The 11,340-nt window shown below is 36.5% G+C and carries 8 protein-coding genes; 5 read left to right on the top strand and 3 right to left on the bottom strand.

Annotated elements, in window-relative coordinates; all coding sequences use genetic code 11:
- The first annotated feature begins 65 nt into the window (after positions 1–65).
- The 3 genes from KO02_RS13680 (at position 66) to gap (ending at position 2,866) form a co-directional block, all read left to right on the top strand.
- A complete protein-coding gene (locus tag KO02_RS13680; protein WP_051959946.1) occupies positions 66–1,151 on the top strand; it encodes an AI-2E family transporter in 1,086 nt (361 codons plus the stop codon).
- A 98-nt stretch (positions 1,152–1,249) separates the two neighbouring features.
- On the top strand, positions 1,250–1,858 hold the full coding sequence (locus KO02_RS13685; RefSeq protein WP_038699145.1) for a TlpA family protein disulfide reductase: 609 nt from the start codon (positions 1,250–1,252) through the stop codon (positions 1,856–1,858).
- A gap of 9 nt (positions 1,859–1,867) precedes the next feature.
- Positions 1,868–2,866 carry a type I glyceraldehyde-3-phosphate dehydrogenase gene (gene gap, locus KO02_RS13690; RefSeq protein ID WP_038699147.1) on the top strand — a complete coding sequence of 333 codons (999 nt, stop codon included), beginning with the start codon at positions 1,868–1,870 and terminating at the stop codon, positions 2,864–2,866.
- Positions 2,867–2,986: 120 nt separating this feature from the next.
- Here the strand turns inward: gap and KO02_RS13695 are convergent, their stop codons facing one another.
- Positions 2,987–5,593, bottom strand: a complete 2,607-nt coding sequence (locus KO02_RS13695; RefSeq protein WP_038699149.1) for a TonB-dependent receptor domain-containing protein — start codon at positions 5,591–5,593, stop codon at positions 2,987–2,989.
- Positions 5,594–5,960: 367 nt separating this feature from the next.
- Here KO02_RS13695 and KO02_RS13700 point away from each other — a divergent pair, with 367 nt between their 5' ends.
- Positions 5,961–7,103, top strand: coding sequence for a serine hydrolase domain-containing protein (locus tag KO02_RS13700; RefSeq protein WP_038699151.1), 1,143 nt, complete (start codon positions 5,961–5,963; stop codon positions 7,101–7,103).
- Between the two features lie 83 nt (positions 7,104–7,186).
- On the top strand, positions 7,187–8,023 hold the full coding sequence (locus KO02_RS13705; protein WP_038699153.1) for an MBL fold metallo-hydrolase: 837 nt from the start codon (positions 7,187–7,189) through the stop codon (positions 8,021–8,023).
- Positions 8,024–8,086: 63 nt separating this feature from the next.
- Here KO02_RS13705 and KO02_RS13710 read toward each other — a convergent pair whose 3' ends face one another.
- The gene (locus tag KO02_RS13710; RefSeq protein ID WP_038699155.1) at positions 8,087–8,977 is read right to left on the bottom strand and encodes a hypothetical protein; all 891 of its coding nucleotides are present in this window, start codon (positions 8,975–8,977) and stop codon (positions 8,087–8,089) included.
- Positions 8,978–9,043: 66 nt separating this feature from the next.
- On the bottom strand, positions 9,044–11,311 hold the full coding sequence (locus tag KO02_RS13715; RefSeq protein ID WP_038699157.1) for an aconitate hydratase: 2,268 nt from the start codon (positions 11,309–11,311) through the stop codon (positions 9,044–9,046).
- Positions 11,312–11,340 lie beyond the last annotated feature (29 nt).

Consider the following 11,340-nt stretch of genomic DNA (forward strand, 5'->3'; position numbering starts at 1 on the left):
TAAAACAAATTTATCTGATTTTAGCAAATAAAGTGCTTAGTATTTATTATTCTGAGGAACCGGCCATGAAATACAAACAAATAAATAACAATTCGATCAATCAGATCATGTTGATCACGATCATCCTCCTGATCTGTATATTGATATTCAAAAACTTATCCTATTATCTACCCGGTTTTTTAGGAGCAATTACCCTTTACATCCTTTTCAGAAACATCTATTTTACGTTAACGGAAAAGAAAAAGTGGAATAAATCCCTAGCCAGCATCTTCCTCATCGTATTATCGATTATATTCATTGTATTTCCGCTATGGGGACTTATTAACTATCTGCTTCCACAATTGGAACAACTAATTCTCAATCAAAAAGATATTCTTTCCAAGTTTGATTCCGTAAAAGACTATATGCAGGATAAGCCCGTTTTGAAAAACATTGACTTATCCGATCAAGCTATCCTCAATTCGCTACAGAAACTAGCAAAATACATCCCTAACCTTTTAAATTCAGTAGCAGAGACTGTAATTAATATAATTGTAGCATTCTTTGTACTCTATTTCATGCAATACTACAGTAAGGAAATGGAATCGACAATCCTACATGCAATCCCCTTTTCTCAAAAAAGTAAAGAAGAACTGTGGAGCGAAATCAGCATGATGGTACGTTCGAATGCCATTGGAATTCCAATTTTAGGTATTTGCCAAGGAATAGTCGCAGGTATTGGCTATTGGATTTTTGGCGTTGATAGCCCCATTTTACTAGCTATAATTACTGCAATTTCTACCATAATTCCAGTATTGGGAACAATGACCGTCTATGTTCCTACGGCAATTTACTTATTAGCCATTGGTTCTACCGGAAACGCCATCGGTTTGGCCTTGTATGGTTTTATCTTAATAGGCGGAATTGACAATGTACTCCGCTTCACGATTTTGAGAAAACTTGGTGATGTACCACCGCTCATTACGGTTTTCGGAGTCTTATTAGGATTGAATCTATTTGGTATGTTGGGGCTGATTTTTGGCCCACTTATTATTTCATCTGTACGCGTGCTACTGAAAGTATACAACAATGAATACGGTAGAGGAAAATCACAAATTATCGAATCCACCTCACTAGAAAATTATGACAATGATAATAATACCATAACCTGATAGATCAATTATACAGTACAATGTCATTAATCGCCTTTTTTAAGGTTTAAATTCAATATTTTTTATAGTTTTGATAGATAAATTGATACCCCATTACCATGAATAAAAAATTAATATTAGGCATAACAGGAATTTTCACAGCGTCCCTGCTATTCTCTTGCAATTCTAATAATAAGACGCAACAAACGACAGCGACCGAAGCACATGATGAACATGATGGGCATGACCACAGTGAGCACAATCATAGTGCACATGCAGCTCCAGCAACGACGATGCAAAAAGAGGCTGCTAAAACGCTACCAGATTTCACCTTCTACCAATTAAAATCCGGTATTCAAGTAACAAAATCTGATGTCGCAAAAGATAGAAACACTGTTTTTCTATTATTCGATCCAGGATGCGGACATTGTCAACAAGAAGCCGCTGCTCTAGAAAAAAACATCGATCGCCTTAAAGACATTAATATCTATTATGTTTCTATGAATGACCCAGCGTTGATTTTAGGTTTCTTTGATAATTTTGCCCCAAAGTTATCAAAACTGAGCAATGTTGAAATTTTAGTGGATAAAAATCAAGAGTTTATTCAAAAAATACACGTGCCCAATCAATTTCCTGCAAATTATGTCTATGGAGCCGATGGTCAGCTAAAAGCACAATGGGAAGGTGATAAAAATATAAATGAAGCAATTGCTGAATTTCATAAATAACGAGCTGCCATGCATATTGCAATAAATGGATTTGGACGTATTGGAAGGAATACACTACGCAATATTTTCATCAGGAATATAAATCACTTAAAGGTCGTTGCAATCAACGACCTCACTGATACGAAAACATTAGCCCACCTATTCAAATATGACTCGGTACATGGTCCCTTCACAGGTACGGTTGATTTCAACGAAAATCACCTCATCATCAATGGACAAGAAATCTTAGTCACAAATGAGAAAAATCCACAAAATCTACCTTGGAAAACCTTAGGTATAGATGTTGTTATCGAATCAACAGGTCATTTTACAAGTAAAGAAAAAGCTAATTTACATTTGCTTGCTGGAGCAAAAAAAGTAATCATTTCTGCACCTTCCACTGATAAAGATGTACCAACAATTGTATTAGGTATAAACGACAAAGATTTTGACTTAAATGTTCCTATCCTTTCCAATGCTTCCTGTACAACCAATAATGTTGCCCCATTGGTGAAAATATTAGATGAAAACTGGGGTATCAAAGATGGTTATATCACTACGGTACATTCCATGACTGGAGATCAAAATCTACATGATGCGCCGCACCGTGATCTACGTCGTGCACGTGCAGCATCTTCATCCATTATTCCAACAACAACAGGTGCCGCCAAGGCAATCACCAATGTATTCACACATTTAGAAGGTAAGTTAGGAGGCGCCGGAATCCGTGTTCCAGTTCTGAACGGTTCATTGACAGATTTCACCTGTACATTGACCCATCAGCCAACAGTCGCAGAAATAAACGCAAAATTTAAAGAAGCTGCTGAAGGAGAATTAAAAAATGTACTTTATTACACCGAAGATCCCATTGTATCCGTAGATATCATCAACAATCCATACTCTTGTGTTTTTGACTCCGAACTAACATCAATCGTCGGTGGTCTAGTCAAAGTAGTGGGCTGGTACGACAATGAGTTTGGATATTCCAATCGACTTGTTGATCTATTGGAAAAAATCAGCAAGCTATAAAGTCGGCATCACCAGTATAAATAATTTTCATTTGATATGATAATTATCTCCGCAGCATCTATTTAACAAAATAAAAAAGGGCCTAAAGGCCCTTTTTATTAAAAAAATCAATAAAACTTTTTAAAATCTATACGTTAATGTCGTCATGAAACTTCTAGGAGGAATTGGATTCACACTATAGTTTTCATGGATATAGTAATTAAATGCATTATTGACATTGGATATCTTTGCTAAAACACTCCACTTCTTTAACGAGTAACCAGCAGAAAGATCAACTGTCGTAAATGGGCTGACGCTAATCAAGCGATCGACACCATCTCTTACATTAATTTTCGAATTATTCCAACCTGCATTTCTTCTTCCCGTATAAAATGCCGAAACACCAAATTTCAAACCCTTTACGCCATCATTTTGCAAGGTATAGAATATCGTTCCATTAGCAGTATGCGCAGTTGTACCTACCAAACGTGAGTTTTCCTCACTCCCAGATACTTCAGTTATTTTAGTACTACCATTGACAATAGTAGAGATCTCCGTTATAGGATTCGTTTCCGTATAACGCATATAATTATAGGAATAACCTGCCAATAAATCCAAACCAGGTAGAATCGAACCTGTTACATCGATTTCCACACCGTCCGATGAAGTTTTACCCGTAAATTCTTTCATGTTGGTATCCCCATTATCAGTGCCGTCTGGCTTCAACAGCAATTGCTGCGCAAATTTATTATTGTTGATTCTATAAACAGATACATTTGCAGTCAAACGACCATGAAAGAAATCATTTTTCACTCCAGCCTCGTACTGATCGATTGTCGAAGGAGCCATTGGCTTATAATTAACATCGTATCCTGCATTTGAAGTAAAATTATTAGCATAAGTCACGTAAATACTCGACGTTGGAATAGGTTGATAAATCAAGCCAAATTTGGGAGACCAAGCTTGATCAACTTTAGCACCCAATTCATTTTTGTTGATATCCAGATTTTTGACTTCCTCCGTTTCACCAGTAGCATATGTATATTTTTCAGCATAAGGCGTTCTTTGATACGTATAACGTAAACCAGCTAAAACCTTGAATTTCTCCGTAACTTCAATCAAATCCTGAAAAAACACACCATAGCGATAAACATTGGTTGTTGTTCTTGTTAAATAATCAACAGCGGGCATATCAGTCCTTACACCTGTTTTTGTGACTTCAGGAATTGGGACTTTAGGAATTGCTAAATTATTTTCAAAATGACCTGGAATAAAAGGATAAATGGTCGATCCAATATCAAATATATTAATATTATCGTATACAGATCCCGGTGCTATAATCGGTAATCCATTTTTATCATAGGTAACCGTGCGTATATTCAGAGCATTATCAATATTATAAGCATATGCTTTTGTATTAGACTGATCCGCATCTGCTCCAACCAAAATTTTATGTTTAATCGTCCCAGTTCTTAAATTTCCGGTCAAATTCAATTGCTGATTAAACGTCAGTTCTTCCGATTTTGAACGCGTCAAATTGCGAGGTGCCATACCATTCACATCAGCTTGAATACGATCTGACCCGTAATAATCACGATCATAACCTTGATAACTGGCAATCACATTTAATTTCCAGTCATCATTAAACTGATGATTTAAATTAATTTGACCATTTGTTGAATTTGTTTTATTAAAAGCCCAGGGCGTATTTAAGAAAGTGTGACGCCCAACTTCCTTATTTAACTTACCATCTACCGAACCAATACCAAAATCAGGTGTATAATCACTTTTTAAATAATCGAACACAAAATTAAGCTCAGTACGATCATTAATCTTATATAATAACGAAGGGTTAACGTACAATCTATTCGAGTTCACATAATCCCTAAAACTACCTGATTTCTCATAAGTACCAATCACTCGAAAAGCGACTTTATCAGATATAGGTCCATATACATCAACAGTAGGTTTATAGAAATCATAGCTGCCAACACGCATTGATGCTTCGCCACCATACTCAAATTTCGGCTTTTTAGTTACCAGATTCACGACAGCACCACCAGAAACACCACCATAAAGTAAAGCAGCACTCCCTTTCAATATCTCCACAGATTCAAGAGTACTTGCTTCAATAGATCCACCATTATTAGTTCGAGCACCATTTTTGAAGATATTATTGGCACCAAGACTATAACCACGAGCATAAAAGTTTTCATTCACACCACCCCTATTTGCTCCCATAGCTATACCATTCGCATTCTTCAAAGCGTCGCTCAATCTATTTACCTGTTGATCTTTTATCACCTGTTCATTGATAATCTGAACGCTCTGAGGTAAATCCTTATCTACGATACCTGCTTTCCCAATGCTGACCGTCTTATTATTATGAGAATTATAACCACGAATATCAACCTGTTCCAACTTCGAGTCAGTGCTGTTCCCTACCAAATTGACCAAGTGCGATGCTCCATTGACAACTTTAACACGCTCTTCATCGATTACATTACCCATGCTTTTCACAACAATCGTATAGATACCGTCAGGCAATGTTCTGAAGAAAAAAGCACCATTACGATCCGTTGCAGTAGATTGTCCCAATTCTTTTACTGTGATAGTTGCAGCTTCAATTGGAATACCTGATTTGTTTTTTAATTTCCCATGAATTCCACTGTGTTGAGCAACCCCCTCAAGTTGTACCCCTCCAACTAATCCTAGGCTTAAAACTAAGCCGAGAAATGACTTTTTCATATGTATAAATAATTAGATTAATTTTATTTCGGTTGCAAACTTACAATCTTTTCTTGATTCTATTTAGATTTATTTTAAATAAAAACAAGTAGCATCTGATGTATATTAAAAGAAAGTAAAAAAACAAAGAACAAACTCATTAAAAGTATTTTACATCGACAAACTGCACAGTTACCCCTAAACAAATTGATTTTTACAAGAACTAAATAAAGCTTAATCTTCCGAATTATAGTTTTTTACAATAATTTATAGAAAAAAGTTTGCAAGTGAAATCAAGGTAAAATCTGCAATACAATTGTGCAAAAATGCAAACTAATGCAACGATACTTATTAATTATTTATACCTTTCAATACTAATTTATAAATCATGAAAAAATACTTATTTATTCTTATACTCGGAGTCTTATCCTGTAGTCAAATAAGCTGGGCTCAACAAAATACATTTGACCACAAAATCACCGATATCATAAAGCAATATCAAGCCATCGGTTTATCAGTTGCTGTAGTGAAAAATAATAAATTACTATTTTCTCAGTCTTATGGGCTTAAAAACAAAGAAGAGAATCAAGCCCTGCGTAATGATGATATATTTAGAATAGCATCGATCTCAAAATCCTTTTCAGCTACAGCAATCATGCAATTGATAGAACAAAAGAAATGTCATCTTGATGATGATTTCAGTGATTTGATAGGGTTCAAAATTCGAAATCCAAATTTTCCTGATAAAAAGATTACATTAAAGATGGTCCTTTCCCATACCTCAAGTATCAATGATAAAAATGGATACTTTGATTTGGAAGTCATCAACCCTACACAATCTAAGAATTACGCCAACTCTTATAGCACCTATGAACCTGGAACAAAATACGCATACTGCAACCTTAATTTCAATATGATTGGAGCAGTCATTGAACGCTTGTCAGGACAGCGCTTTGACTTATACATTAAGGAACATATCTTAAATCCCTTGCGGTTGTATGCAGGATATTGTGTAGACTCCTTAGATAAAAAGAAATTTGTGACGCTTTATGAATATGATATTAAAAAAGAAGCATTCAGTCCCCAACCCAATGCTTATAATCCACGGTCATTGGAAATAAAAAATTATACATTAGGCCATTCGACTCCTATTTTCTCCCCTACTGGAGGAATGAAAATTTCAGCCGTTGATTTAGCGATGTATATGGGCATGCATATGAATTATGGTAAAGGGTTTAATGGTCAGCGAATCATCAAAAAAGGCAGTTCAAAAATAATGCAGATCCCCATCACATCCGATGAAGGTTATGGACTCGCTCTAAAGGCAACAGACAAATTAATTCCTAATAAAACGTTGATCGGACATACAGGATCTGCATATGGTTTATATAGCGCGATGTTCTTTGATCCTAAAGAAAAATTCGGAATCGTAGTCATCACAAATGGAGTACATGTACCAGAATACACGGATTTCAACCCATTTTTAAAAGATTGCATTCAACTAATTTATAAGGAAATGATTCAGAATTAATAGTCATATTATCTTATTATTAAGGTCTATATTTTACAAGGCAAAACCTGTATATTCGTATTACATCGTAAAGAACAATTCGTATGCAACTATATACTATTGAAACTCAAAACTTCAAACTAGATGGAGGAGCCATGTTTGGAGTCGTTCCAAAATCAATATGGCAAAAAACAAATCCTGCAGATGCCAATAACATGTGTACTTGGACCAATCGCCTACTCTTAATTGAAGATGGTGCAAAACTAATATTGATCGACACCGGTCTTGGCGACAAACAATCTGAAAAATTTTTTGGACATTATTATATACATGGAGATAATACCATTGATAAATCTTTAGCAAAACATGGGTTTAATAGAGAAGATATCACAGATGTAATATTGACGCACCTGCATTTTGACCATTGTGGTGGGGCCATAGCACAAGTTGGAGATAAACTTCGGCCATCCTTTTCCAATGCAATTTACTGGAGTAATGCTGAACATTGGGATTGGGCAGTCAACCCGAATCCGAGAGAGAAAGCCTCGTTCTTAGAAGAAAACATAAAACCTATAAAAGAAAGTGGTCAACTCAAGTTTGTAGAAAAAGAAACAAATCCTTTTGGCCCAAATATCCAAATCAGATATGCTCATGGTCATACAGAAGCTATGATGTTGCCCCAGATTCAATATAAAGGTAAAACCATTTTATATATGGCAGATTTACTGCCTTCTGTAGGACATATTCCTTTGCCCTATGTCATGGGATATGATATTCGGCCATTAACCACAATGGAAGAACGTAAAAATTATTGGCAGGAAATTGTCGATCAAGAGTACATTCTATTCTTAGAACATGACGCCCAAAACGCCTGCTGTACCTTACAAAATACGGAAAAAGGGATACGCCTTAAAGAAACATTTAAGCTAACAGATCTATAAAACAAAAGCGGATGATAAATTATTATCATCCGCTTCTACAACGTTATTAAACGATAGGATTGCTTAGAATTTGAAACCAAGAACCCAATAGTTCTCAAAGAACCAAATCGCTTGACTTGCTTTATCTATACCATTTCTACCCGTCGTGCGGATATTATTAAGATCGGTCCACCCCGTTTTAAAACTTGTTTGCAAATACAATCCTTTAAAAAAATGATATTGTAAACCAACTTTTGCAGCAGCACCATAACCCGCCACGTTCCAGAAGTTATTCTCACCTACATTAAACAATCGAACATCAGTTCTCGGTATTAGCAAACCAAGCTCGGCACCAGTTTCCATAGAAAGATAAGATTTTCCTGTTCTAGAAACCCAGATATCATCATGTCTTTCCAAAGCAACTGAAGCAAAGTTATAACCATCTGTATGTTCAAATTTCAATACCGAATCGACAAGAGTGACCTGTTCGCCATCATAAGTACCGGCCATACCACCAGTGGGTATACCGGGTTCTGAAATCTCAGGACTAATATGCCCCTTAATACGAACGGTCTGCGGAATATCTACCACATACTTCATATGATCCCAACCCAAGGAAATGGAATAATTATCCTTAATGAAATAACCAAAATGCAGATTAAATTGTGGAATTGAGATCGTAGCTGGATTAATGTAAGTCATCGAAAGTTTAGTCGGTCTATCCGAAGCTTTAACATCCAATAAAGTAAAATCGTATCCAGGTCCCTGGAAGCGTATATCACTTTTCGCGAACGATGAAAAATTATATCCCCAATGAAAATAAAACTTACCCTTATTACTTTCGGTACGTGAGTACTTCGGTTTAAAAATGCTTTTAGCAATTGGTTTTACAGAGGATCCGATATGATCGTCTTGAGCAAATAATGAAGAAGCAGATAAAGTTAGCACACTTAAGGCTAATAAAAATTTATTCATATTGTTTTAAATAAAAAACCCGGCACAAAAGTACCGGGTTATATGTTCATAAGCAAATAATACAGATTATTTTACTTGGTTCTTGCGAATAATATTCAAAGCACCACCTTCTTTAAACCACTCAATTTGCTGTGCATTGTAAGTATGGTTTGCTAGGATTTCGTCATGAGATCCATCAGCATGGTGTAACACTAATGTTAATGGTTTCTCTGGCGCAAATTCTGTTAAACCTAAGATATCGATTGTATCGTTTTCTTGAATTTTATCGTAATCTTCTTTATTAGCGAAAGTCAAACCTAACATCCCTTGTTTTTTCAAGTTAGTCTCGTGAATACGAGCAAAAGATTTAACCAATACCGCACGAACACCTAAATGACGAGGTTCCATTGCAGCATGCTCACGTGAAGAACCTTCACCATAGTTTTCATCACCTACTACGATAGTTCCGATACCCGCAGCTTTGTATGCTCTTTGAGTAGCAGGAACTGGGCCATATTCTCCTGTTAATTGGTTTTTAACCGAATCTGTTTTTTCATTGAAAAAGTTAACAGCACCAATTAACATATTGTTAGAGATATTGTCCAAGTGACCACGGTATTTCAACCAAGGACCAGCCATAGAGATATGGTCAGTAGTACATTTACCTTTAGCTTTGATTAATAATTTCAAACCTCTCAAGTCTGTACCTTCCCAAGCAGCAAATGGCGCTAACAATTGAAGACGATCAGAATTAGGATCAACATCAATCACTACAGATGAACCATCGGCTGCAGGAGCTTGATAACCCGCATCTTCTACTGCGAATCCTTTTTCAGGTAACTCATCACCAGTAGGTGGATCCAATTTAACTTGCTCTCCATTGGCGTTTGTCAACGTATCCGTTAATGGATTAAAACCTAAATCACCTGAAATTGCAATCGCAGCCACTATTTCAGGAGAAGCTACAAAAGCAAAAGTATTTGGGTTACCATCAGCACGTTTTGCAAAGTTACGGTTAAACGAGTGAACGATGGTGTTTTTCTCTTGCTTTTCAGCACCTACACGATCCCACATACCAATACAAGGGCCACAAGCATTTGTAAAGATTGTGGCGTTAAGATCTTCGAAATTTTTCAATAATCCATCACGATCAGCCGTATAACGAACTTGCTCAGAACCTGGGTTAATACCAAACTCAGCTTTCGTTACCAAACCTTTATCAACAGCTTGCTTAGCGATAGAAGCAGCGCGTGCCAAGTCCTCGTAAGAAGAATTGGTACATGAACCGATCAACCCCCACTCTACTTTTGTAGGCCATCCATTTTTAGCCGCTTCTTCACGCATACGTGATACAGGCGTATATAAATCTGGAGAGAAAGGACCGTTCAATGAAGGTTCTAATTCAGATAAGTTGATTTCTATTAATTGATCGAAATATAATTCTGGATGAGCATAAACTTCAGCATCTGCAGTTAAATGCTCTTTAATTGCATTTGCAGCATCAGCAACATCAGCACGATCAGTAGCACGTAAGTAACGCTCCATCGACTCATCATAACCAAATGTAGAAGTAGTCGCACCGATTTCAGCACCCATGTTACAAATTGTACCTTTACCGGTACAAGACATGGATATAGCGCCCTCCCCAAAGTATTCTACGACAGCACCAGTACCACCTTTTACAGTTAAGATACCCGCAACTTTCAAAATAACATCTTTAGGAGAAGTCCAACCGCTTAATTTACCAGTTAATTTAACACCAATTAATTTAGGAAATTTTAGTTCCCAAGGTAAACCAGCCATCACGTCGCATGCATCAGCACCACCGACACCAATAGCCAACATACCTAGACCACCTGCATTAACAGTATGCGAATCGGTACCGATCATCATACCACCTGGAAATGCATAGTTCTCCAATACTACTTGGTGAATAATACCAGCTCCTGGTTTCCAGAAACCAATACCATATTTGTTTGCTACCGAACCTAGGAAATTGAAAACTTCTTTTGACTCTGTATTTGCTCTTTGTAAATCCACTTGAGCACCTTCTTTTGCTTGAATCAAGTGATCACAGTGTACTGTTGAAGGTACAGCTGCTTGCGGACGACCAGCTTGCATAAATTGCAACAATGCCATTTGAGCAGTTGCATCCTGCATTGCTACACGATCCGGAGCGAAATCTACATAAGAGACACCTCTTTCGTATGTCTCAGTAGCATTTCCATCCCATAAGTGAGTATATAAAATCTTCTCAGATAGGGTCAAAGGTTTATTGACCAATTTACGAGCAGCGTTTACACGCTCCTCATAACGGCCATATACCTTTTTAATCATTTCTATATCAAAAGCCATATATTTCTAATTTAAGATATTTATTAAAT

This window comes from Sphingobacterium sp. ML3W, assembly GCF_000747525.1.
Taxonomy (GTDB): Bacteria; Bacteroidota; Bacteroidia; order Sphingobacteriales; family Sphingobacteriaceae; genus Sphingobacterium.

What these genes read in the sequence shown, in the direction of transcription:
- KO02_RS13680 (WP_051959946.1), top strand. Translation starts at nt 66, where the DNA reads ATGAAATACAAACAAATAAATAACAATTCGATCAATCAGATCATGTTG.
- KO02_RS13685 (WP_038699145.1), top strand. Translation starts at nt 1,250, where the DNA reads ATGAATAAAAAATTAATATTAGGCATAACAGGAATTTTCACAGCGTCC.
- gap (WP_038699147.1), top strand. Translation starts at nt 1,868, where the DNA reads ATGCATATTGCAATAAATGGATTTGGACGTATTGGAAGGAATACACTA.
- KO02_RS13695 (WP_038699149.1), bottom strand. Translation starts at nt 5,593, where the DNA reads ATGAAAAAGTCATTTCTCGGCTTAGTTTTAAGCCTAGGATTAGTTGGA.
- KO02_RS13700 (WP_038699151.1), top strand. Translation starts at nt 5,961, where the DNA reads ATGAAAAAATACTTATTTATTCTTATACTCGGAGTCTTATCCTGTAGT.
- KO02_RS13705 (WP_038699153.1), top strand. Translation starts at nt 7,187, where the DNA reads ATGCAACTATATACTATTGAAACTCAAAACTTCAAACTAGATGGAGGA.
- KO02_RS13710 (WP_038699155.1), bottom strand. Translation starts at nt 8,977, where the DNA reads ATGAATAAATTTTTATTAGCCTTAAGTGTGCTAACTTTATCTGCTTCT.
- KO02_RS13715 (WP_038699157.1), bottom strand. Translation starts at nt 11,311, where the DNA reads ATGGCTTTTGATATAGAAATGATTAAAAAGGTATATGGCCGTTATGAG.